Consider the following 23592-nt stretch of genomic DNA (forward strand, 5'->3'; position numbering starts at 1 on the left):
GAGGAGCCCCTCCCCCATGGCCCCAACCCGTTCTCGGTCCCGGCGCCGACGTGCCTGGTCCGTCGTCTCCCTCGCGACCACCGCCCTGCTCACCATGGTGCCGGCGGCCTCCGCCGACACCCACAACGCCGTGGCCGAAGGAGAGCCTCGCACCTACGCCCTGCTGACGGACCGGACGGTGGAACTCACCGAGCCCGGCGAGGAGAAGCCGCTGTCGGAGCTCCTCGCCCGGGCCCGCAGCGGGCCCCGGACCGACCCGGACCCCGGTGCCGGCGCCCGGGCTGTTCCCGGAGCGGCGGCGAGCACGGGCCGGGACGACATGGCGGGCTACGAGTGCCGCGAGCAGGCAGCGGCCTTCAAGGGCCAGGGCTGGGGGAAGTCCCGGTTCGTCACCTGCCAGGCCCACGATCTGACGGTCGCCAAGATCGAGTGCTGGCTGCTGTGGTGCCGTGTCACGGGCACCGCCAAGGTCGAGGTCGCCGACATCCAGCGCACCCGCAACGGCGCCCGCCAGATCGACGTCGTCCAGGTCCTCGACAACTGGAGGCTCGACGGAGACATCGCGGCAATGCCGCTGAGCTCCGAAGTCACCTGCACCGCCGGGCAAGGGTTCGGCCCCTGCAAAGTCCGCGACGGCCACGGCGGGCCCCAGACCCAGACCGTGGGCGAGTGGGCTGCTGAAGGACTCACCAGCCGCTACTTCTCCTTCACCCTGCCCGAGGCCGGCGGCCTGGGCCAGGCCCTCATCAGCTACGCCGACCTCGCCTGGCACTTCTGGCTCCCCGTCGGCGGCGTCCCCGGCGCCGAACGCGCCGACGGCCCCAACAGCTCCGTCCGCTGCGACAGCGCCTCCTACATCATCAAGACCTGGGCCGGCGCCGGCTGCGTCTTCCCCTGGGTGACCGAAACCCTGGAGATCTCCGCCACCGACTACCCTGAATCCGCCGCCCACATCCTCAGGGCCCAGCACCAACCCGGAGAGACCTTCCCGCCCGCACCGGGCAAGAAGATCCCCGGCGCGCCGGGCACGGCCCCCCTGCACCGCGTCGCCGACGAGAACACGATCGACCAGCACCGCAACGTCTCGATCGCCGCCTGCCTCGAGTGGTTCCCGAACTACGCCCACGAGGGGCTCGACTGCGATGAGTACCCCTTCGCATCCACCCTCGAAGGCGCGGACAAATCCCACAAGAACTACTCCGTCGACCCCATCCCCGACACAGACAACCGCGGCGCCGGCGGGAAGATGAGCGCCTTCTACACCGGCCGCCGCATCCTCGGCAGCGACTTCACCCACGACCCCTTCTACGTCGACGTCACCGCCCGCTGATGCCTCCCACACCCACCCGACCGGGCCGGCCCGAGCGGCCGCATGCGCGTTCCAACGGCCGGCCCGGCCCGGGCGACCCACACCCGCGTCCCCGGGCCGAAGCCGAGGCCCGCGTCGAGAACCACCTGTTCCACCTCACCGACACCGGCACCCCCCGCACAGGCGACCCCGCCCTCCAACCACCCACCCCCACCCACCAGATCGCCACCAGCGCACCCGGCACCATCACCCTCAACAGCACGCTCGCCGACCACTACGCCCACGTCACCGTCGAAATCTGGAACGCCCCGCCCCCACCACCCGCCGACGCCCTGCCCGAGGACCACACGACGCTCACCCTCCGCCTCCACGGCAACCTCCTCCTGGCCAGCGGCGTCTCCCACCTTCCCGTCCCCCTGCCCCTCTCCCTCCACGACGCCGCCTACACCGTCACCATCACCCGCACCCCACCACCAGCACCACCCAGCGCCGCCCTGCCCCGAGGAGCCGAGCACTGGCTCCTGCGCATCGGACCCGCCACCTGAGCCCCGAGACGGCCGAAGAGCCCAAGCAGGCCGGCCCGCCGAGCGGCACCAAGAGCAAGGAGCCCCGACACCACAGGGGCCCGACGTACGAGAACGCCGAGACGACCCCCGCTGGTGCAGAGAGCAGAACCTCGGCCGACGACCACCCTGGGGGCCATCCCCGCGGGCGCGGGGAGCAACTGCTGGCGTGGACGGCCTGATCATCGTTGTTACCACGCGTGGGCAGGGCTGGGCCGTCCAGAGCCTGCCGCTGCTCTGGGCGGCCCGGGTTGCTTCGGTCCGGCTCTCTGTGGCGTCAGGCGGCCTGCCTGAAGGACAGCGGCCCCGCCAACAACGGCCGCGCAGGTCAGCGCCGGATGGCAATGACCTCGACGTGGGCGTTCATGGCGCGCAGCCGTCGTGCGGCCTGGATGAGGGAGACCTGAGCGAAAGCGAAGAGGGAGGTGACGGAGATGTCCTGGCCGTCCTTCAGCAGGATGCCGAAGACGACACGGAGGGTGCCGAAGTCTTCGAGGAGGCGGTGGTCCGGTGTGTGGGTGGCCACCTGCCTAAGGAACTTGGCTCTGACCTGCTCGTCGTTGCGAAGTGTCTCGACGGCAGCGACCCCCTGGGCGAAGAGGTGGTTGAGGGGGGCCGTGCTGGCCGGTGCCTTCTTAATGCAAATGAGCTGGTTCTCGGGGCCGAGGACGTCGCAGATCTCCAGCCCTCCTCCTCTGAATTTCTGGGTGACGATGTCCTTCTTGTCGAAGAGAAGGTACCGGTCCTGTTTCGCCGCCTCGCGGTTGAACCAGTCTTCGTCGTGAGAGTCGTGTCCCTTGGAGTTGGGCGGGCCCTTGGTCCAGCGTGGCAGGGTGACGGTCTGTGTCTGGGTGAAGAGGCTGGTGAGTTCCTCTTCCAGTGTTTCGATGAAGCCCGCTCCGACCTCGAACCACTTGCCGTTGCCGTAGAACAGCCGGTCGGTCCCGACCGGGATGTCGGCGATGAGCCATTCCTTGCCGTTGGTGGTGGCGCTGGCCGGGGTCTGGCAGTCGGCGTCGCTGAACATGGTGACACGTACTTCGCCGAGGGCCTTGAGGCGCTCTCCGTGCGGGTTGTCCTTCACCAGCGCCAGGAGGTCGTGGAGGGCGACGTCGTCCGTCTCGATGGACAGCGCGCCGCGCCGGAGCCGGAATGCCTGCGCGGTGCTGAAGCTTTCCTGGCACGCATCGGGCACTCCGATGGTCATACGGGGGCTGTCCGGGTCGCCAAGGAGCGTCTCCAGGACGTCTTGGGCGTCCGCGGCTTTCCGGCTGGCGTTGTTGAGGGTGTGGACCCTGCTGACGAAACGCAGCTGGGGCAGTGGGTCGGGCAGCGCACACACCTCTTCGATCGCCTTGAGATCGCTGAGGAACTGCTCCAGGTCCGTGGCCAGAGGAAGCTTGATTGTGGCCTGTGAGCACTCGACTCGTGTCTGGCGGTTTCTGCCTGACTGCAGGGAGGTCAGCGGCAGTCCGCTGACGGTGCCGCAGATGCGGCGGACGACGGCGCCGAAGCGGTCCAGACCGAAGTCGTCGATGCGCTCACCGCGGGCGACGGAGTACTCGTCGACCCGGCCGCGGCCGTCCATGATCTGGTTGCGGACCTTGATAACTCCGTCTTCGTCGAGGCATCGGGTTGCGAACTCCAGACCGAACTCGTCGTCGCGGTGGTAGAGGTCCAGCATGTGCTGGCCCACTCCGTAGGTGAGTGCGTAGGTGCTGCGCGCGGTACGCATGAGGACGAGGCCACCGGCCGCGCGGTTGCTTTCGCTGACATCGAGCCCGGTGATCGATTCCACAGCGTCGCACCAGTCGGCGCGTTCGCGGGGGACGCCTCCGGTGATCAGCAGGCCGTCGATGCCCTGGCGGGTGAAGTCCCTGGTGCGGTAGTTGTCGCTGTCGAGGTACCGGTCGCGAACGAAGCTGCGCAATTCTGGGGTGCCTCCGTCGGGCTCCTTCAGCCGGTGAAGGGTGGACCTACGGGTGGCGGGTCTACGGGTTTTACCCAAGGCGACCTCCACGCTTGAGGAGCTGGAAGTACTACGAAAGCAGACAGTGCTGTCTCTCTGCCCCTCAACAGAAGAAATTGGGAGGGGTGGGGTGCTAAAAAGCCGGTGGTCCTCGCAGCGTTGGCATCAGCTGGCGCAGGTGATGCGGGGGTAGGTCACAGCCAGGGGCGGGTCCCCAACGGACCTGCCTTGGCCGACTGCAGAAGCTCGAGCGCCGGAAGGTCTCGACCTCGTCAGACCACGACCCTGAGTACGCCGTTGTGCATCGTCAGGCCGGGGCTTCGCGCAGGCCGGGCATGAACTGGCGCCTACAGGGGCGGGATGGGCGGCGGGCCGGGCGCGGCGCAGTCGGGTCGGCGGGTCCGGGGGTGGGCGCGGCGACCCATTCACCTGCGGCGGCGGTGCGGGCTCGGGTCGTGGACGGGGACGTCGGGGCCGGGGCCGAGGGGGCGGCGTGGTGCGGTGCCCACCGCCCCAGTGTCCACCCCCTGAAACGCCAAACGCCCCGTCACCATCGAAGTTGGCTGAGGTGTGGTCCGGTGCGGCGGGCGTGGTGGTGGGCATAGCGTTCCCTTCGGTTGGTGGTGGGAGAAACGCGAGCGGGCCCGTCCCCCTGGGGGGCGGGCCCGCTCGCGGTGCTGCGGTGGTCGGCTACATGTCGGAGGGCAGTCGAGCGCCGGAAGCGCCGTCATTAGGCGACGTTGGAGAGAGACGGACAGTCATGGATGGTGGCCGGGCCCCCTTCTTCCAGGCCCTCCCGCCCACTGCGACCCGTACGGTGACGTCCGCGAGCGGGTCCGTCACCACCACCGAGACCTCCGGCGATCCGGGGTACCAGCCGTTCTTCGACTCGGTGCTGACGGTCTGCTCTCCGGCGTCGATGCGGAGGTACCGCGCGTTCCGATCGAAGTAGCTCCGGAGCTGGACGACTACCTTGGTGCGGTCGCTGGACCAGTAGGCGACTACCTCGGTCTCGACTCCGTCGAGCGTGATCTTTGCACCGGAGCGGCCCCGGAAGTCGGCAGTGGCGGCTTTGCGATCCTCGCGCTGCTGAGCCTCAGTACTCGCCTGCACGATACTCGCGGCGGTGTTCGCGAGGACGAGCACGGCCACAAGATACGGCCAGCGCCGGCGGCGGGCAGCCGGTGCTGCTGGGGGCGGGGGCGGCCCGCCGCCGACGGTGCCGACGGGCGGCGTGGCGCCGTACGCCGCGGCCCTCACGATCGGCCTGGAGGGCGAGGGTGTGGCGGGTGTCCACCACTGTGGGCGGCATCCACTCCGCCTACGGGTCGTGCTCCTGGTGGTCCTCTCCCACGACCCCGACGCCCGAACCGTCACCGTGCGCGCCCTGGAGCACCTGGGTAGGCGGGACGGGTGGGCTCGCCTAGGCGGTGGTGGGCGCGCCGGGGACAGGGCCGCGCAGGGCGGCGATGCCGCGCCCTGGTGGGGCGGGGTTCTCACCCGCACCACCAGGGTTGGAGTCAGTTGCTTCAGGCTCCCTTGATCTGCATGAGGAAGAGCTGGAAGTCGGGTCCCTCGGGGTTCTTGGCTCGCAGGAGGGCACCGTAAAGGCGGTACATCTCCGGAGTGGTGAGGGGCCGGAGGCTGTGCTTGGCGAGGAAGGGGAAGATCTCTTCCACCGCTTCGTCGGCGTACTGGTAGGGGGTGGTCAGGCCGTGGATGTCGGTGGGCTCGCCGCTCTTCCAGAGCTGGACAGAGAAGGTGCGCAGCCGCGGGTCAAAGATCGGGCGGAGTTCGGCGCCGTCGATGTTGAGGGGGCCGAACTGGGTGGCTTCAGTGCTGGTCACAGGGGTGCCTTTCGTGAGGTGCGGGTGGGTGGGCGGCCGGTCGTGAGGGGCCGGCCGCATCTTGCCGAGCTGTCAGACGCCGATCGGTACATGTACCGATCAGTGCGCGTGAAGAGCGGATTCCTGAGCGAGTGATGCGGAGTGGCTGCGGAGTTCAGCCATGGCGGCGCTCGCCCGTTCGGTCCGGGCGACCGCGGCGCCGCTGCCGGTGGGGGCGCTCTGGTAACGCACCCGCCACACCGCCCCCGTCAGGGCCGGTCGCCAGGTGAGTTCGTAGCGGTGGCCCTCAGCGCTGACGACTTCCCACCATCCCCGTGCGACGGGGGTGATGCGCTCCCCAGGGGCAGCCGCCGGGGCCTGGGGCGCAGGCCCGTGCGAGGCGGCCTGCCATTCGAGGTAGGCGGGGGTCGGGGTGATCGGCGCGCGCAGGGTGTCGCCGCGGGTTCCGTGTGGCGTCCACGGGCCGGAGACGTTCCATCCTCGCTTGGTCAGCAGAGCGGCAAGGGCGTCCGGGTCGGCGGACTGCGGGGTGGTGTAGCCCGCACCAAGACTCTGCGGCCGCCCCTCCCGGTCGTCGTGAGCACTCCGGCACGTCCCACAGACCAAGGCCACGCTCGCGGTCCCCGTGATCGGGGAGACGTACAGTTCCGCTGCCGCGGGCCGGTGGTCCTGCGCCGCCCGGCGCGCCACGGTGCGCCGTTCCTCCGCCGTCGGGCAGACGGTGGCCTGTCGACGCTCCCCTTGCATTCGGTGGGCCGCGTGGCGCTGCTGCCGTTCGATGTGCAGCCGGTGTGCTTCCAGGGCTGCGGTGCGGCGGCAGTCGGCGCGGACGATCGCGCACACGTCGTCGACGTCCGCCCATCCCCCCAGGTCGATGTCTGCGTGGTTGTACATCCGTCGCAGGGTGTAGGGCAGGGCCGCGGTCGGGGCGTGGTAGATGCGGTACTGCACACCGGCGCAGTCCAGGGTTCCGGTCCGACGGTCGGTTCCGGGGGCGGGGGTCCACTCGATTGCGGACGGGCGGACGTCGTAGGAGTCCGTTCCGCTCCGGTCCAAGGCGGGGTGGACGGTGGGGGGTTCGATGCTGGGGACGGCACCGCCCTCTCCGTCCCAGGTGCCGGCGGTTCCGAGGTCGCTCACGGTGTCGGCGGGAACGGTCACATCGACCTGACCGGTACATGTACCGATTTCCTTCGAAGGGGAATCGGTCGCGGTCGGCCGGTGAGCGGAGGGCATGGTGGGCCGGGCGGCGGGGTGGCAACCGCCGTCCGTCTCCCATGTGTCGGCGCCGCTCGGGTCGGACACTCCGTGCGGAGCCGGTGCGCTGGTTTGCGCCGGGGCGGGCGCTGTCGTGATGGTGCCGGGCTCCGCAGGGTGGTTGATCGTGGTCAGCACTCGCTCAAGCTGCGCGTCCAGTCGACGGGCGCCTACCTGCGCGTGCGACCGGGCCGCGTCATACATTCCTGATGTCCAAATTGCGACGATTTTGCCTTCGATGTAGCCTGACTCCCGCACGATTGTGCCTGCCACCCGAACGGTGACGTTCCCTCGCGTGTCGCGCTCCATGGAGACCGTCCAGCCGTTCGCCACGGCCGTGTCCGCCACATGGACCGCCGCCTGCGGCACCCACACCCCGGGGGCAGCCTCTGTCTCGGCGCACACCCCATCGGCATCCAGAGCGGCAAGGCTGACACCGTCCAGCGGCTTTCCCTCCGCCGGGACGCGCGGCGCCTTCCAGGGTTGGACAAGCGGGCGCACGGACCGAGCCACAGCCTGCCGAAACTCCGTTGTGCCGCCCCTCCCATGCTTGGGCTTGGTGGGGACGTCCGTCGACTTGAGCATGCGGCTGGCATCCTTGGCCGCTACCGCCCCCGCCAGCAGTGCGGCGAACCGCTCTGCCGTACCGTCACCACTCCACTCCGGGGACGGCGCGGACACCATGACCGTTCGTCCGTCGCTCGACACCCAACGGGGCCGGTCGTCCCCCTCGCCGGCGAACAGGCGCGCCGTCCGCTCCCGCATCTGCACCATGTCCACAGCCGAATCCACTCGGCTGCGCTCCAACGCGTCCGCAGCCGCCCGCGCCCGGAATGCCGTCGATTCCGCGTCGGAAGCGGCCGCGGCCGCACCGGTTTGCATCCCTCGAAGCCTCTGCTCCTGGTCGACCGACAGACCGAGACTCACCGCTTCCTTGCACGCATCGTCAAGGTCCTTCACAGACGTCTGCGCGTCCCATGCGCGAGCGCTCGCCGCATGCTGCTCGTCCCGCGCGCGGCGTACCGACTCGACCAACGGCACCACCCGCGGCCCGGGCGCAGCCGGAGCCGGAGCCGGAGCCGTTTCAGCGGCAACGATCTTGATGGGCTCGGCAGTCTCCGCAGCCGGTACCGCCGCCACGGTCTGTGCGGCAATCGGAGCCGGCACGGGCGCGGCATCCGTCGCGGTTTCCGCCTTCGCTGGACGGCCCACGCGCATGCTCTTTTCGTAGTCGGCAAGGGTCTCGATACCGGAGAGGACACGGTCGCCGATCTCCGCGGCGGAGCGCTCGCGGTCGAACGTCCAGCGGCCGCCCTCACGTTTCTGAATCCACATCACGGACAGAACGGCGTCGCGCTGTCCGCCGAACACGTTGTCGTGGCAGCGTCCGGTCGCTTCCACCTCCCACACGCCGATCGTCGTTTCGTCGTCGATGTTGTCGATACCGGCGCGGAGAGCAACCGTCCAGCCGACGCTTTCAGCTGCGCGTGCGAACTTCAGCACCGCCCGGGGGGTGCCTCGGGTGCTCAGCGTCCTGGTCGTCCACTGGCCGTAGCTACCGATCCACCACGCCCGGTCCGTCACCGTGAGAGCGGGCAGGCTGATGTTCGCAATCCACGTAGGCACTTCCTGCGGAGCGTCGGCAGGGGTGTCCTGCGGAGCATCGCCGACCGCATCGACGTCCTGCTGGTGGGCCCCTTCCGGGAATTCCAGCTGCCCGTCGCACTCCCAGGGGGCGGGGATGGTACCGGGGTCGGTCACATCCGCCACGCTGCCGGCGTACAGGGCGGAGCACGCGCACGGAACGAGGGGAGCCTCGCCCGAACACGTCGGCTGACGGAAGAACGTCCCGCACTTCAGGCAACGGTGCCCGTACTCCTCCTGCGCCGCCATTGCTGCCGCGGTCGCCGTGCGCTCGGCGTCCTCGACAGCGCCGCAGTACTCCCATGCGGAGTCGACGTCCCCCTTCGCTTCCTCGTACAGGCGGTCGGCGTCCGCGGCGTAGCCTTCCACGCCGATGCTCTCCGCGAGCGCGCGGAACGCGTCGCGCAGCTTGTCCAGTGCCTCACAGCGGCGAACGGCGAGCTTGACCAGTAGCGCAATCTCGCGGGCCGCGGCTACCGCAGCCATCAATGCCGTGTACGCCTGCGCGACGTTGCGGGATTCGAGTGCGGCATCCTTGGCCACGTCCGCGGCCGCGGCGTGCGTCTCCGCATCTCCGGCGAGCGACTTGATGCTCTCCGTTTCGTGGCGGATCGTCTCCAGTTCCACCTGCAGTGCGGCGATCGCCTTTTCCCCTTCCGGGGACGTCACCCGCTTCTGTGCTCCCTCGCCAAAGCTGCGTGCGTGGCTCTTGTCGAGTGCGTAGGACAGGGTGTGCGTCCCGCGTCCGTCCCGGACGATGGTGAATCCCTCGCGCCACATCGAGTCGATGGTCAGGAGCGCGCGGCAGGAACCGCACTCGTAGCCGACCCCTCCGGACTGCACTTGTCCCATGCACAGTCCTTTGCGGCGCGCGCCGTACCGACCGACCTGGGGACGGGCCGTGTGGCGGATCGGCTCGTATACGCGCAGCCCTTCCGGGCGCAGTTCCGCGGCGTGCTTGCGTGCGTAGGTGGTGGCCGGCCCTCGGGTCTTGTATCCCTCGGCGGAGGGGATGACCCAGCGCCCGTCGAGCGTCATGAGGCTGTAGCGGCCGGTAGCCGGCGAGAGAACGGCGTACGCAATGGCCGTGCGTTGCGCGTCGACAATGATCGTGGGGTTTGTGAGGCCATGTCCTTCCATGGCGGTTCGGGCGGGAGTGGTGAGCATGGTCATGCGTATTCCTCCGTCACAAGTGGTTGCGTTCTTCGGTGTTGGGGTCGTGCCACCGACCGGCAACAAGAAAAATGTACCGCAGTTTCATCACGTACGGGAGGGGTGCTCTGCACTTTCATCAACGTTTCCGCAGGTCAGAACCGCCCGCGCCGGCGGTCAGCGGGTCGCCGAGGAGACGCGGGCGGGCGGCAGGCCGCCGCTTTCAGCGGCCTGGCGGGCCGCCGGGTACGGCGGACCGCCAGAGGAGGGCGAAGCCCTCCGGTGAAATCAGGTCGCTGGTCCGCAGGGCCGCCGCCCCGAGAAGGAACAACACCTCTTCCTCCGGCAAGCGGATAAAGAGGTGTCGGCGGCGAGAAAGGATGACCCATAGGCGCTGACCTGGGGCAACGCGCGGTCATGCAGAACAGGCGCGCAACCGGTGGCGCAACCAGTGGCGCAACCCTCCGCGCAACCGGTGATGCAACCGGTGATGCAACCGGTGGCGCAACCTCCGCCGGGCGGTCACCAGGCGGCCGGCCCTCAAGTGTTCCCGCCACATCGGCATCCAGTCCGGAGGCGATCCATGCATGAGGCCGGCACGGGAGCGGCGGGCCTCATGCCCAGGCCGCCGAGGCGGATCTCATCGCTCGAAGAGCGAACCGACCTCGCCTGCCGTGCCGATCCCGCCTGACCGCCCCAGACGTTCCACAGGCGCGGCGCACCGGACGGGGATCGCGTGCGCTGCGCACGGGTCCCGGGCGGTCCGCGCTTCCTGGAGCAGCCGGCGAACGATGCCGGGTCAGGGGGCCTGGGGACCCCGGAGCGTCGCCTCCTGCACGGCGAGGTGCAGACCGGCGCCGCGGGCGAGAGCTCTGCAACGGCCGCCGGGGCGCACTTGCCGAGGGCCGTGCCCGTGAAAGGTGCGACAGGTGGGAGCGGTGCCGGCCGTTCCTCGGTCACACGAACCGGCCCGAAGGGTGACCCCGGCGGCGGTCGGAGTGACCCAGGCAGAGGCAGGGGGCGGGTTGCTCTTTGGGCAACCTTCTGACCTGCGGGTTTGTGATTCTGGGTCAGTTTCTGGGTCAGGGGTGCTGAGGACAGTCGACGACACGTGATCGAGAAAGGGCTGTGTCGTGGACATCCGTGTCTTCAAGGGACTGAACGCCGAGTGGGCGCTGGTGTGTGCCGAGCCGGGCGCCGGGGCGCGGGTGCGTGGCTGGCTGGAGGAGGCCGGTGTCCTGGCCGCGGGTGAGGGGCCGGTGGAGCTGGAGGAGTTGCTGGGCTGGCTCGGGGTTCGGGACCGGCGGGTGGGCCGGGAGCACAGCGACCGGTGGATGGGCGCGCTGCTGGCGGTGGCGGCTGGTGAGGGTGCGGGGGCGCGGCTGGCGGCCCGGGTGGTGGTGCAGGCGATGGTGGACGGGGCGGTGCGCACCACGCGGTCGCTGCTGCGGCCGGGGCGGGAGTTCGACGAGGTGGGGCAGGTCGTGGTGGCGGCCCTGTACGGGGTGGTGCGCGCCTATCCGCTGCACCGGTCTCGGAAGGTCGCGGCGAACCTGCTGCTGGAGACGCTGCACCGGGCGAGCCGGGAGCTGCGGGACGACGACCCCCAGGCGATCGAGTGGAGCGCCGAGTGGGCGGAGCGGGCGAGCGGTGAGGACGTGGCGGAGGCCGCGTGCCGGGCTGGGGTGGTGGAACAGGCTGTGGCCGGCGGGCTGGTGGAGGGGGCGCGGGAGTGGGAGCCGGCGCGGGCGGAGCTGGCTGAGCTGCTGCTGTGGGGGGTGCAGGCGGGTCTGCTGAGTGTGGTGCGGGCGCGGCAGATCGCGGACGAGGTGTGGGCGGAGTCGCAGGGGCAGGCCGGGGTGTCGGCGGCGGCCCGGCGTCAGCGGCGCAGCCGGGCCGTGGCGCGGTTGCGGCCGGTTGCACGGCAGTGGGTGCGGGCGGCGTGAGGCTCTCCGGTTTTCTCGGGCTGCGGCTGTCACGTTCGGGCGCGGCCTGCTCCTTGCGGGGGTGGACCGGCGGAAGGGCCGCCGGCCGGGATGTGAGGTGTCGGCCGTGGCGGAACAGCCGTCGGACGAAGCGGTGCTCATGCGGGCCCGTCGCCGGCTCGGGGAGCTGGCCGTGCTGCTGGAGGTGGCGCCGTTCTCCGTCGAGACGGAGGAGGTGATGCGGATGTATCTGCGCGAGGCCCCGGTGGCCCGGCAGGCGTTCGGCCGCTGGTGCGAGCTTCCCGCGCAGACGCGCCTGACGCGGGCCGCCCTGCTGCGCGAGGCCCAGTCGTGAGGCGCCGCAGCACGGGCCCGGTCCCCGAGCAGACGCGGGCGGCTCGTGAGCACGGACGGGGTGAGGAGGCGGGTTTGCCCGCGGAGGCGGGCGGGTGGGAGCTGGGTTCGCTGGGGGCCTCGGCGAACGCGGTGACGGTGCTGCGCCGGTCGGCGTGGGTGCTGCTGCTGGCCGGTCCGGTGCTGGGGGCGTGGGCGCTGCTCGCGGGCCCCGAGGTGGTGCGCGCGGAGGTCGCCTCGGAGCGGCCTGCGGCGGTGGCGGTGGATTCGTCGGGACCGGGCGGGTTCGCCGAGCTGTTCGTGACGGCGTACCTGGAGGCCGAGGAGGGACAAACGGGTGACGCGGTCGCGGCGTTCATGCCGGGGGCGGGGCCGGCCACGCTGTCGGGCGGTGGGGGTGGTCAGGTGGTGGAGCAGGCCGCGGCGGTGCGGGTGCGGGCCGTCTCGGCCGGTTACTGGGCCGTGACGGTCGCCGCCCGGGTCCGCCCCACCGAGCCGGCGGCGAAGCCGGACCGGGACGAGGCCGAGCCGGCGTCAGGGCTGCGGTACTTCCGGGTGCCGGTGCGCTCCGGGACCGCGGGGGAACTCGCCGCGGTGGCTCTGCCCGCGGAGGTCGGTGCGCTGCCGGCCGGGCAGGCGCCTGAACTCGGCTACGGGCAGGCGGCGGGGCCCAGTGCGGCGGATCCGGGAGTGCGGACGCTCCAGGGGTTCTTCACCTCCTACCTGTCGGGCGGTGGCGAGGTCGACCGGTACATGCCTCCGGGCAGCAGGCTCACGCCGATCGTGCCGGCTCCATACACCTCGGCGCGCGTGGAGCGGGTCGCGGAGTACGGCACGAACGCGCCGGGCGCGGCCTTCCCCGAGGGGGCGCAGATCCCGGACGGGACGCGGCGCCGGCTGCTGGTGGACGTGACGGCGGCCGACCGGGCCGGTGTGGAGCGGCCTTTGACGTATGCGGTCGCGCTGAAGGCGCGCGACGGGCGGTGGGAGGTGGAGGCCGTCGAGGCGGCCCCGCTCCTGGCTGCCGCTTCTGGTTCGACGGACAAGAGGAGCAAGTGATGGCGGACATGGTGCTGCTGGCGGACACGATCAACGACGTCGACATGCTGGGCATCCGGATCAATGGCCTGCTGACCACCACGGTGATGCTGGTCATGGTGACGCTCTCCACGATCGCCGCCTGGCGCAGGACGAAGTCAGTGCTGGCCGCGGGCGGAGCTCTGCTGGGCGGATTGGCGCTGTGGTACGCGGTGATGAACGCCTCCGCGTTTCGCGACTCCGTCGGGGAGACGATCAAGCCGGGTGGGGTGGCGCCGCCGGTGACCGAGGGGCGCGGGCCTGCGGTCGTGCGTGTGGAGCCGGTCGCCGGGACTGCGGTGGAGCACGGCGGTGAGGGTCTGTGAGCACGCCCGCGGAATCGTCTTCCGTCGACGGGGTGCTGGTGGGCCGGTGCTACACCAAGGCCCGGCGGCATCCGCTGATGATCGGGAAGTGGCCGGGCGGGCAGATGGCGATCCCGGGTGGGCCGTACACGGTGCCGCAGGTGGCCGTGATCGCGGTGACCTTCGCGGTGCTGATGCTGACCCGCTCGGTGTGGGCGCACTTCGGTCTGGCGAATTTCGTGATCGCCCTCGTAGTGCCGTACGGCCTGTCCCTGGTGGTGCGGCACGTCCACGTCGATGGGCGCAATCCGCTCCTGGTCGCGGTGAGCGCGGGCGGTGCGCTGGCGGCGCCTGCTGCGGGGCGTCTGGGTGGCCGGCCGGTGAAGCCGGTGGGCCGGTATCGGCCGCTGGTGGGGGTGTGCAGCGTGACGTGGACGGAACAGCCCCCGGACTTCGCCGGCGTGACCGAGGAGCCGGTCGTGGCTGCGGCGGATCCCGCGGCAGCGGGCGGTCCGTCGGCTCTACCGGCGACGACAGGGCGGCCGGCAGCTGCTGCGGCGCGGGCGGGGACTCGGGCCGGGAGTCCGGTGGTGGCGGCCGCGGCTCTGCTGGCACTGCGTCAGGAGCAGATGAAGGTGCGGGACGTGGATGTCGAGCGGGGGTGTGAGCAGTGAGGATTCCGATCCGGCACGTGGCCGGGAACATCGTGTGGACGACGCAAGGGACGGTCTGGGCAGTCTTCCGGGTGCAGGGCGCGCAGACGGCGCACGGCTCGCGGCGGGCCCGGCAGCAGCGGCTGGGACATCTGGAGGCGCTGGTCAAGCAGCTGCAGGGGGAGTCGATGCTGCTAAGCCTGTGCCCGGCTGTCGACCCGCAGACCGTGGTGGCCCGGATGTGCGCGGACATCGACATGACCGCCTCGCCCCGGTACGCGGCCAGCGTGGAGGTGCTGCACGGGCAGCTGGAGCAGCTGGAGCTGACCGGCCGCTCGGACTGGCTCGCGCTCCCGCTGCCTCTGCCGCGGAAGGAGGCACTGCGTGAGGTGGTCGCGGCCGCGCGGGCCGAAGTGTCGCTGGCGCTCGGTCTGCTGCCCCGTCCGGTCTCTGCGCGGGAGGAGGAGCTGCGCCTGGTCCAGGCGCAGCGGCTGGCGTCGATGTGGCCGTCCGGGATCGGCCTGCGGCCGGCGTCCGCGGCCGAGGTGCTGTGGATCTACGGGCACAGCGCGCGGCGCGGTCTGGCCGAGCCGGTGCTCCCCGCCGCAGACGGGGGCCAGCAGGTGCGGGGGCGGGGCCGGGGAGCGGCCTCGCTGGGGCAGGTGGTGCTCGCCGAGGGCGGGATGCTAGGCGCGGGCCCGGAGCAGGACGGGCAGGAGACAGCCGGCCGCAGGGGCGGGGGCGGGGGGCGGGGGAATCCGTTCTCTCGGCGGTGGGTGGAGGCGACGACCGAGTGGGGCTCGTCGTACCAGGCGATGCTCGCGCTGGCGGAGATGCCCGAGGCGTTCACGTTCCCCGGGTCGGAGTACCTGGGGCAGCTGGACGATTTCTCGTTCCCGGTGGACTGGGTGGTGCGGCTTCAGGTGGAGAGCGGCGCCGCGGCGGAGGCGAAGAGCCGGCGCCAGGCGCGGGAGCTGGCCCACCAGTACGAGCAGTACGACGGGGAGACGGCCGGGGTGCCTGCCGGCGTCGACAAGGCGGCGTCCGGGCTGGACGAATTCCGCGAGCGGCTGACGTCGTCGAAGACGGAAGTCGAGGTGCGGGCGATGACCGCGCTGTGCGTGTGGGGCGGCACGCCGGAGGAGGCGGAGCGGCGGGCGGGCGAGCTGTCCGGCCACTTCGCCGCCGGGGAGTACACCTTCGTCCGGCCGCGCGGTGAGCAGGAGGCGCTCTGGTACGGGATGCTGCCCGGGACGCGGACGCCGTCGGTGATGGCGCAGTACTCGCAGTACCTCCTGGCCCGCGACTTCGCGATGGCCGCGCCGTTCACCGGCAGTGCGCTGGGGGACGAGACGGGCCCGCTGTACGGGCTGCAGCTGGCCAATGGCGGGGTGCGGCCGGTGTTGTGCGACTGGTCGCGCGGGCCGCGGGAGAACACTTCGGCCGCGGCAGCGTGGGTGGGTGAGCTGGGCAGCGGCAAGAGCGTGGGGATGAAGTCGGCCATGTACTCGGTGCTCGCGGCCGGAGCGCGCCGGCACGGAGTCCGCCGGGGTCGGGCGGTGGTCGTCGACCGGACCGAGCAGCAGGAATGGGTCCGCTTCGCCCAGGTGTGCCCCGGCGAGACGGAGATCATCACGATCGACGACCAGGCCCGGATCTCCCTGGACCCGCTGCGGATCTTCACCGAGCCGGCGGAGGCGCAGCGGTTCACCGAGTCGTACCTGACGCTCCTGCTGGGGCTGTCGCCGATGAGCGACGAGGGCATCGCCCTGTCGGAGGCGATCGAGGCTGTCCTGAAGGAGACGCACCCCTCAATGCGGGTGCTGGTCGAGGAGCTGGCCAACCGGGGCGCGGGCGGGGACACGTTCGCGGCGCTCGCCGCGCGGCGTCTGGCCGCAGTCCGCCGCAAGGACCTGGCCCGCGCGGTGTTCGACGAGACGCTGCCGGTGGTGCGCAACTCCACCGCGGACAGTGTGGTGTTCGCGGTGCATTCGCTGGGGCTGCCGACGAAGGGTGAGCTGGAGGCGGGGCGGCTGGAGAAGCTGCAGTTCGAGAAGACGTTCGGGCGGGCGGTGATGTACCTGATCGCCGCCCTGTGCCGGAAGATCGCCTATGCCGCTCCGGACGAGTTCGCGGTGGCGATCTGGGACGAGTGCTGGTGGCTGACGTCCTCGCCCGAGGGGCTGGAGCTGGCGATCGAGCTGGTCAAAGACGGTCGCAAGCACAACGCCGGGGCGTGGTTCGGCGGGCACGACGAGGACGACATCGGCCCCGCCGACAGCGAGAAGGGTCAGATCCTGCGCGGTCTCATCCCGCGCAAGTGCCTGTTCCGGCACACGAACCGCAACCTCGCCGCCCGCGGCCTGGCGTTCCTGGGGTGCAGCGACCAGGACGAGGACCTCCTGACGCTGGTCACCTCCGGCCTGTCGCCCAACCGGCCGGAGATGAGCGACGAGGAGCGGGCCGCGCGGGCCGGCGAGTGCCTCCACCGTGATCTGACCGGCCGGATCGGCGCCATGCAGATCACCATCCCCGCCGACGAGGAGATCGCGGCCGCCATCCACTCCCAGCCCGTCCGGCAGGCCGTCTGATGGCCCGCCGGCGCCTCGCGCGCAGCACGCCGTCCCCCTCGGCGGCCGGATTCGGGAGCCGGGCCGCCGCGCTGGTGCGGTGGGCGCGGCCGGGCCGGGCGCTGCTGGGCGCGGTGGTGCTGCTGATGCTCGCCGGCCTCTCCTCGCTGCTGCTGGCCGCGGTCGCGACCGCCGCCCCCGAGCCGACCCCGTCGCCGACCGTGCCGAACCGTCTCGTGCCGTCGGCCGACCCGGACAACCCGCTCGCCCCCGCTCCGGTCTTCACTCCGCCCGCGGACGGCACCACGCTCGACGAGATCGGGCAGGAAGCCGACCGCACTGCGGCCGCGGAGCAGGAGCGCCGGGCGAAGGAAGCCTGGGACAAGAAGTTGGAGGACTACCTCAACAACGAGGCGTCCCGGAGCGGAGTGCTGTCCGCGTTCGAGGTGACCGACCGCAACAACATCCCCGTCTCCGCCTACCGGGTCTACGCCGACACAGGCGGCTGGAGCGACTGGGACCTGAAGATCGAGCACTTCCTCGTCGAAATGATGTTCCTCGGCAACAAGTGGCTGGTCTCCTTCGCCTGCTTCCTGATCTCCTGGGCGCTGTCGTTCTCCCTGGCCGGTCTCCTCCTCAAGCCCGCACTGACGGTCTCGACGTCGCTGTACGGCGGGGTCATCGTCCAGCTCGGGCTGCCCACCCTGTTCCTCACGTTCGCGATGGTGGTCGCGGCCTGGCACCTGCTGTTCGGCAACCGGGCGCGCGGATGGGGCGAGATGGCGGCGGCGCTGGTCATCTCCGCGCTCGCACTCGGCGCGCTGGCCTCGCCGCCGGAAATGCTGCTGTCCAAGGACCAGGGCGTCGTCGCCTCCGTGCGTGATCTCGCGGTGGAGACCGCTGCGCTCGTCCTGGACGAGGAGTCCATCGACAGCCCCGACCGGACGACGGCGAGCGGAAAGTGGGAGAAGCCGGCGGAGGGAAACACCGTGGGGACGCGGGTGCGCACCTCGCCCTCCTCGATCGCCCGGCCCATCACCGACGCCCTGGTGGACGCCTTCGTGGCCCGGCCGGCGATGATGCTCTCCTACGGCCGGACCTTCTCCGACCCCGACGACGGCGGCCCCAAGTGCGGCACGCTTTTTCGCGAATCCCGGATCTCCCAAGCCGTCTTCGACAAAGAGGTCGACGAGTTCCTCGCGTCCGGCGAACGGCAGGCGGGCCAGATCCCCTACATCGGGGGCCTGCTGAAGGACATCACGGAAGCCGTCACCGCGACGCCCGACGCGGTCATCCGCGAGAAGCTCGCCGCCAAGGGCCCGCTGAAGACGTTCGAGGCCGAGTGCGTGAAGGACGGTGCCGCGTCGGCGAAGAAAGCCAGCATGGAGAAGGTCGGCGGCGCCTTCTTCATGGTCATCGCCGCCTTCCTCACCTGCATCTTCATGATCACGCTGACGTTCGCGTTCCTCTTCGCCCAGCTGCAGATCGCCATCGAGGCGATGACCGCCAAGGTTGGGCTGGCCGTCGGCGTCCTGCCCGGACCCGGGCGCGGCTGGCTGTGGGACCGGGCCACCGCCATCGCCCGCGCCCTGGCCCTCATGCTCGTCTCCGTCGCAGCGGTCGCCGTGTTCGTCGTCGTCGTCAACGCCGTCCTGAACGCCACCGACCGCGATCTGCCCGGCGGGATCACCATCCGGTTCGTCATCCTCGACTGCGTCGTGCTCGGCGCCTTCGCCTACCGCAAGCGCCTGACCCGGGCGACCCGCAGCCTCGCTCTCCGCGCGCGCGCCCGGGTCGGCACCAGCGTGGTCGGCGGCAGCGCAGCGCCCGCGCTCCCCTCCCCCAAGCGGGGCGGGGCGGGCCGCAAGCTGGCGCTGGGCGGCCTCACGCTCGGCGCCATGGCCCTGACCGGCGGCACCGGCGTGGCCGGCCTCGGCCGGGCCGGTACGGCCCGCACGGCCCACAGCCTCGGCGGCACGGCCCTGCGCGGCACCGGCCGGGCCATCGCCGGAACAGCACGCCTCGCCGGCCAGACCGCCACGGCAAGCGTCCGCGGCGCGGCCAGGACGACACGCTTCGGCCTCCAGGCCACCGTCGGACTGCCCGTCTACGGACCGAGAGCGGCACGCCGTGTCGGCGCCGCGGCCACGACGCTGCCCGGCCGGATCTCCGCCGCCCGCACCAGCACGATCCACGGAGTGCAGCAGGCCGTCCAGGCGGTACACCAGAACGGGATCACGCCCGCGGCGAACCTCGTCGGCGAAGGAGTCCACAACCTACGCTCGCTCGGCCGGATCGTGACCGGCCGCAGCGGACTCGGCCTCTACAACCCGCCGACCCGTCCCGGACCGTTCCCGCCTCCTCCGCCCGCTCGTCGGCGCCGCGCGGTGCCACCACCCCGCCCGGTCCAGCCGCCGACGCCCACCCCTGTACCGGTGCCGGTGCGGCGGGGGCGTCCCGTGCCGTCGATCGCACAGCCGCCCGCCGGAACACAGCAGGCCCGCCTCCGGCAGCGCCTGCACCGCATCCAGGCCCAGCAGGCACTGACCGCCACTCCCCCGCAGCCGTCCCCGCCGGCAGTACAACCCGTTCCCGCCCCCCAGCCCCCGCCCACGCCGCCGCGGACACGGCGCACCCCCCGCCCGACCCCGCCGCTCAACCCTGCGCCGCAGCGGCGCCGGAGGCGGCCGTGAAGACCCCCGCGAAGACGGCGCTGGCCGGCGCGGTGCTGCTCTTACCTCTGGCGCTCGTCCTGGGGCTCGTGGTCCTGTTCGTCGCGGCCGTCGCCAACGGCGCCGCCAGTCACGACGAAGAGCCCGGCGGCGCAGCCTCCGGGCCGCCTGCCGCAGCGCCGGCCGGCGTCTCCGGGATCGGGCCGGTGGTCCTCGACGCCTACGTCCGGGCCGCAGCCGCGATGACCACGCTGCGCCCGAAGTGCAAGGGGATGCGCTGGTCGGTCGTCGCCGGTATCGGCCGGGTCGAGTCGTACCACGCCGCCGGACGCGATGTCGCCGCGAGCGGCGCGGTGACGCCCCGTATCTACGGGGTCCGGCTCAACGGATCGGGCGTCGGCGGGAACACCAGCGTCCACAGCGACACCGACCACGGCGCCCTGGACGGCGACACCGTCTATGACCGGGCGGTCGGGCCCATGCAGTTCATCCCCTCCACCTGGAACGGACCCTCCGGGCAGGACGGCAACAGCGACGGCATCAAGGACCCCCACAACATCTACGACGCCGCACAGGCCACCGCCATCTACCTCTGCGGCACTGGCCCGAACGACCTCGGCGACGACGCCCAGCTGCGCAAAGCGGTGCTGCGCTACAACCAGTCGGGAGCGTACGCCGACGAGGTCCTCGGACACGTCCACGCCTACGACCGGCTCGGCACCGCCGGTACCGGGGCCCTCCAGATCTCCGGGACCGGACGCGGGGCCGACGCCCTGCGCCGCGCGGCCGTTCACCTCGGCGTCCCCTACTCCTGGGGCGGCGGTACCCCCGGCGGCCCCTCGACCGGTTTCTGCGACGGCACGAACGGCTATCGCGACGGCCGCTGTTCCGCGTCGGTCACCGCCGGTTTCGACTGCTCTAGCCTCGTCCAGAACGCCTACTGGCCCACCCTGCAACTCCCTCGCGTCGCCTCCGCCCAGTACAGCGCCACCTCACAACGCCCCGTCCCACGAGACAGCCTCCAGCCCGGAGACCTGCTCTTCTGGTCCCACGGCGGAACAGGCGGCATCTACCACGTCGCCCTCTACGCCGGCGACGGCAACGTCCTGCACGCCCCCCGCACCGGAAAAACGGTCGAGATCGTCCCGCTGACGACCGCAATGCCCGAGCGCGACTACTACGGCGCCACCCGCCCCTGACCGGGTGTAGGTTCTCAAATGGCGCGAGGTCGGAAAAATCTCATCGCTCGGACGCATTCTCGCCAAGAGAGGCGGAGCCCCCGGAATTCTGGAAGCAAGAAATATTCGTATGGATGGTGCCGTATACTGAGGGGCTTGCCACTTCTCACTGCCACACTTGAGGCCGTAACGCGAATTCAGACCGATGCGTCCCTCGCTGGGGCGTAATCAACGATCAGACGACCCGGTGATGATGATCTCCCGAACAAATCCGCCGCCTGGACTGTGGAAGCGGGAGATCTGGGCGGCGAGATCACTGTCCGGGAGGATGGCAGTTCGGAGCTTGACTTGGTCGATTTCGCGACAAATGATGCGCATTCTGAGCATCGACAGCTAGACGACCTGGGGAGCGTTCAAGTCGCGGTAGAGGCCGTTCGCGACTGGGTGGTGGGGCACCGCACCAGTGACCTCACCGACGACGCCCAGCTGCGCCCGGCGGTGGCGATGCCTGCCGGCTCCGGGACATCTACTTCGGCAGGAAGGGTCAGTCGATCTTCTGCCAGGGCTTGCAGTCTGAGGTCTGGAAGGCTTTGTCGCTCTTGCTGACCTTAACGATGACCTGGCCTTTCGCGTTGCCGCTGGCGATGATGTCCTCAACCTCGCCGGTGGTGTCGTTCAGCCGCGCCCAGTAGCAAAGGGTGCCGTCCTTACCATCGCTGCGGTACGTGCCGGGCTGGACTTCCTTGTTCACCAGGAAAGTGCCATCTCCGGGCATCTCTGTAGTGGGCCCGGCGCTCTTTTTCGGTGTACTGCTGGCTAAGGGCTCTGAAGCCTCAGCATTCTCGGTGGCCTGCTGGTCGGTACTCTCAGACGGCTGCCGCGGGGTGGTGGCCTGGGCGCCGGGAGGGGAATTCTCGGCACCGCCACCCGACCCCACAATGCCGATGAGCACACCGACCAGCAGGCCACCCAGCGCTGCCGCAGCGTGGGTGAGGACCTTTCTGCGAGGCCCAGATCCTGCCGGTGATCTCCCGCAGAGGCGCCCCGAACATCGAGGGTCTGGGCAGGCTCCGCTACGTCGTGGAGCAGACCTTCGCCCTGCTCCACCAGTTCAAACGCCTCGCCGTCCGCTGGGAACGCCGCACCGAACTCCACGACGCCTTCGTCTCCCTCGCCTGCAGTCTCATCTGCTGGCGACGACTCAAGAAGCATGGAGTGGTCACCCGGGTCCCAGCCCAGCCCCAGGATCTGACATCCATCGATCTCAATCTGTCCGGCGAGCAGGGGGTGCGTCAGACCGGCCCGCTCCAGCAGGTGGAAGTGGGTGTGCGCATCCACGGAGACTACGAGCCCGATGCCGGGCCCTTCCGAAAGCCAGCTCTGAAGCCGACCGGCGAACTCGTGAGCTTCGGCCAGCGGGAGGTCGAACCGCCCGTAAGGGCCCTGCCCACCGAACTGTGGTGCCCGTTCGCCGCCGAAGCGGGCATGGGCGTCCTCCTCATACTTCCCCCAGTACCTGACGTCGGCCAGTCCGTTGATCGACTCACCCGCCAGCCCGACGAAGGAGTCGAGGGCACGGGCATCCCCGAGGACCATGCCGCACCGGTCAACCGGCAGGTCACCGAGCCGGATCGGCTCTCCGTCGGGGTCCCCTGGCCAGGGCAGGCCGAGGTCGACTTCCAGGATTGTGATCACCGGCCCGTCGTACGACTCCCCGGTTTCGGCGCGCACCTTCAGCGGCCGGTCGGCCGCGGCCGGCACCGCGACCGCCTCGCAATACCAGTCCCGGCTCGGGCCGTCCGCGGGCTCGTGCAGATGGCCGCCACCGTGGGCGGCGGTGGCCAGCGCCCGTACGGACAGCGGGTCGCCGAGCTCGAACCAGTGATCGATCCAGCCGGCCATACCCAGGACGAGCACACCGGACGGCGCGGTTACAACTCCAAGGTCGACAGGGGTCTCACTCATCCGCTGATTCAACCAGGGCGGACTGTCACTGACAGCGACGGGCACCGCGCTCGCCAACTATCGCTGCCATCCGCCAACTATCGCTAACGGTCACGTCAACTCAAGGGGGAGGGTCCTCCCTCGTCAGCGGCCGGACTCTGTCCACAGGGCAGCAATCCGAGGGTGTTCTCAAGGTCTCCCCGATCAGCGGGGCGGCCCGATGATGAGGAGTACCCATGCCCGAGAACACCGTCACCATGCCGCTCGCTCCGATGGAGCCGCAGGACGTCGCCGACGCCTTCGCCTACATCCGGGCGTGGCAGGCCGGGGACATCGACACCGCTTGCACGGTCGCCGACGAGGCGGGCCCGGAGCTGGACCGGATGCTCCTGGACGTCGCGGCCCGCGTCTTCATCCCCCTCACCGCCGCGGACGACCACGACGGGGAGCCCTGCGAGCACTCCTCCTGGCCGCCGCGCTCGGACGGCTCCTGCTGGAGCTCCTGTGCCACAGCGTGTGCCTGTCCGGCCCGCGGGGCATGGCCGACACCATCGTCCGGTTCGCCGAGAACATCCTCACCGAGGAGCACAGCGACGTCGGCGAGGTCCTGCGCCGGCTGGAGGCCGCAGGAATGAAGCAGGCGATGGAAGCGCACCCGGCGCACCACGCCACCGCGTAACCGCACCTCCGGGACGGTGGCGGTGCGGTGCGGCGCGCATCCCCGGCGCACCGCACCGCACCACAGTGGTGCGCACCGCCGCATCGCACCGCACCAGTGCGCACCACCGCACCGCACCACCGGGCGCCGATGGCGTGGTCTACGGACGTCGCCGCACCGCGCCGGGACCGCCGCGGCCGGACGCGCTCCTCCATCACACACCCCCTTGTCCGCGACCTGATCGCGAGCCGAAACCGGCGATGTCCAGGAGAAACGTCGCGGTAGCAGAGGTGGACAAGGGGGTGTAGCGGAGCCGGACAAGGGGGGCGCCCGCGTTCGGCCGCACCCGGACAAGGGGGCTGCGGCGAGCGTACCGGTGCGGTGCGGAGCGTCGGGCGTCGTCGGAGTGGTGCGGTGCCGGGCGCGGTGGCGCACCATCGCGGTGCGCACCACGGTGGAGCCCATCGTCGTCCGGCGCACCGAGGTGGAGTCCACCCGGTGGAGCCACTCGGTGG

The 23592-nt window shown here is 70.9% G+C and carries 17 protein-coding genes; 11 read left to right on the forward strand and 6 right to left on the reverse strand.

Translation table 11 applies throughout. The features are described 5' to 3' along the window. Positions 1-16 precede the first annotated feature (16 nt). Both ACFVU3_RS31680 and ACFVU3_RS31685 read left to right on the forward strand, forming a co-directional pair. Positions 17-1330, forward strand: coding sequence for a NucA/NucB deoxyribonuclease domain-containing protein (locus ACFVU3_RS31680; protein ID WP_390071648.1), 1314 nt, complete (start codon positions 17-19; stop codon positions 1328-1330). After that, positions 1330-1854, forward strand: a complete 525-nt coding sequence (locus ACFVU3_RS31685; protein WP_390071650.1) for a hypothetical protein — start codon at positions 1330-1332, stop codon at positions 1852-1854. Before ACFVU3_RS31680 ends, ACFVU3_RS31685 begins: the two co-directional genes overlap by 1 nt. A gap of 346 nt (positions 1855-2200) precedes the next feature. On the opposite strand, the gene ACFVU3_RS31690 is transcribed toward ACFVU3_RS31685, so the two are convergent. From ACFVU3_RS31690 to ACFVU3_RS31705, 4 genes are all read right to left on the reverse strand, one after another. Next, positions 2201-3802 carry a DUF6119 family protein gene (locus tag ACFVU3_RS31690; protein ID WP_390071651.1) on the reverse strand — a complete coding sequence of 534 codons (1602 nt, stop codon included), beginning with the start codon at positions 3800-3802 and terminating at the stop codon, positions 2201-2203. Between the two features lie 729 nt (positions 3803-4531). Beyond that, a complete protein-coding gene (locus tag ACFVU3_RS31695) occupies positions 4532-4987 on the reverse strand; it encodes a hypothetical protein (RefSeq protein WP_390071653.1) in 456 nt (151 codons plus the stop codon). A gap of 383 nt (positions 4988-5370) precedes the next feature. Further along, entirely contained in the window at positions 5371-5688 is a 318-nt protein-coding gene (locus tag ACFVU3_RS31700) for a hypothetical protein (RefSeq protein WP_390071655.1), read from the reverse strand. Between the two features lie 99 nt (positions 5689-5787). Beyond that, complete coding sequence (locus tag ACFVU3_RS31705; protein ID WP_390071657.1) at positions 5788-9762, reverse strand: hypothetical protein; 3975 nt, start codon at positions 9760-9762, stop codon at positions 5788-5790. A gap of 1112 nt (positions 9763-10874) precedes the next feature. On the opposite strand from ACFVU3_RS31705, the gene ACFVU3_RS31710 reads away from it, so the two are divergent. From ACFVU3_RS31710 to ACFVU3_RS31745, 8 genes are all read left to right on the forward strand, one after another. Then, entirely contained in the window at positions 10875-11687 is an 813-nt protein-coding gene (locus tag ACFVU3_RS31710; protein WP_390071658.1) for a hypothetical protein, read from the forward strand. Positions 11688-11793: 106 nt separating this feature from the next. Further along, positions 11794-12021, forward strand: coding sequence for a hypothetical protein (locus ACFVU3_RS31715; RefSeq protein WP_390071660.1), 228 nt, complete (start codon positions 11794-11796; stop codon positions 12019-12021). Between the two features lie 74 nt (positions 12022-12095). After that, the gene (locus ACFVU3_RS31720; protein ID WP_390071662.1) at positions 12096-13079 is read left to right on the forward strand and encodes a conjugal transfer protein; all 984 of its coding nucleotides are present in this window, start codon (positions 12096-12098) and stop codon (positions 13077-13079) included. Continuing rightward, complete coding sequence (locus tag ACFVU3_RS31725; protein ID WP_390071664.1) at positions 13079-13423, forward strand: hypothetical protein; 345 nt, start codon at positions 13079-13081, stop codon at positions 13421-13423. Before ACFVU3_RS31720 ends, ACFVU3_RS31725 begins: the two co-directional genes overlap by 1 nt. Next, the gene (locus ACFVU3_RS31730; protein WP_390071666.1) at positions 13420-14076 is read left to right on the forward strand and encodes a hypothetical protein; all 657 of its coding nucleotides are present in this window, start codon (positions 13420-13422) and stop codon (positions 14074-14076) included. Before ACFVU3_RS31725 ends, ACFVU3_RS31730 begins: the two co-directional genes overlap by 4 nt. Before the next feature lie 17 nt (positions 14077-14093). Further along, positions 14094-16646: an ATP-binding protein gene (locus tag ACFVU3_RS31735; RefSeq protein ID WP_390071668.1), complete on the forward strand. Its 2553-nt coding sequence runs from the start codon at positions 14094-14096 to the stop codon at positions 16644-16646. Then, positions 16646-19318 (forward strand): hypothetical protein, encoded by a 2673-nt coding sequence (locus ACFVU3_RS31740; RefSeq protein WP_390071670.1) that lies wholly within the window; start codon positions 16646-16648, stop codon positions 19316-19318. Before ACFVU3_RS31735 ends, ACFVU3_RS31740 begins: the two co-directional genes overlap by 1 nt. Next, positions 19315-20496 (forward strand): C40 family peptidase, encoded by a 1182-nt coding sequence (locus ACFVU3_RS31745; protein WP_390071672.1) that lies wholly within the window; start codon positions 19315-19317, stop codon positions 20494-20496. Before ACFVU3_RS31740 ends, ACFVU3_RS31745 begins: the two co-directional genes overlap by 4 nt. A 523-nt stretch (positions 20497-21019) precedes the next feature. On the opposite strand, the gene ACFVU3_RS31750 is transcribed toward ACFVU3_RS31745, so the two are convergent. Both ACFVU3_RS31750 and ACFVU3_RS31755 read right to left on the reverse strand, forming a co-directional pair. Further along, positions 21020-21226 (reverse strand): hypothetical protein, encoded by a 207-nt coding sequence (locus ACFVU3_RS31750; RefSeq protein ID WP_390071673.1) that lies wholly within the window; start codon positions 21224-21226, stop codon positions 21020-21022. A 65-nt stretch (positions 21227-21291) separates the two neighbouring features. Then, positions 21292-22440, reverse strand: coding sequence for a hypothetical protein (locus ACFVU3_RS31755; protein WP_390071675.1), 1149 nt, complete (start codon positions 22438-22440; stop codon positions 21292-21294). 517 nt (positions 22441-22957) lie between these two features. On the opposite strand from ACFVU3_RS31755, the gene ACFVU3_RS31760 reads away from it, so the two are divergent. Then, on the forward strand, positions 22958-23098 hold the full coding sequence (locus ACFVU3_RS31760; RefSeq protein WP_390071676.1) for a hypothetical protein: 141 nt from the start codon (positions 22958-22960) through the stop codon (positions 23096-23098). The last annotated feature ends 494 nt before the right edge of the window (positions 23099-23592 follow it).

Origin of the sequence: Streptomyces sp. NPDC058052 (assembly GCF_042885515.1) — a bacterium.
Lineage (GTDB): Bacteria > Actinomycetota > Actinomycetes > Streptomycetales > Streptomycetaceae > Streptomyces.

Excerpts from the sequence above, each read along its gene's own strand:
- ACFVU3_RS31680 (WP_390071648.1), top strand. The coding sequence starts at position 17 with ATGGCCCCAACCCGTTCTCGGTCCCGGCGCCGACGTGCCTGGTCCGTC.
- ACFVU3_RS31685 (WP_390071650.1), top strand. The coding sequence starts at position 1,330 with ATGCCTCCCACACCCACCCGACCGGGCCGGCCCGAGCGGCCGCATGCG.
- ACFVU3_RS31705 (WP_390071657.1), bottom strand. The coding sequence starts at position 9,762 with ATGACCATGCTCACCACTCCCGCCCGAACCGCCATGGAAGGACATGGC.
- ACFVU3_RS31725 (WP_390071664.1), top strand. The coding sequence starts at position 13,079 with ATGGCGGACATGGTGCTGCTGGCGGACACGATCAACGACGTCGACATG.
- ACFVU3_RS31740 (WP_390071670.1), top strand. The coding sequence starts at position 16,646 with ATGGCCCGCCGGCGCCTCGCGCGCAGCACGCCGTCCCCCTCGGCGGCC.
- ACFVU3_RS31755 (WP_390071675.1), bottom strand. The coding sequence starts at position 22,440 with ATGAGTGAGACCCCTGTCGACCTTGGAGTTGTAACCGCGCCGTCCGGT.
- ACFVU3_RS31760 (WP_390071676.1), top strand. The coding sequence starts at position 22,958 with ATGGCCGACACCATCGTCCGGTTCGCCGAGAACATCCTCACCGAGGAG.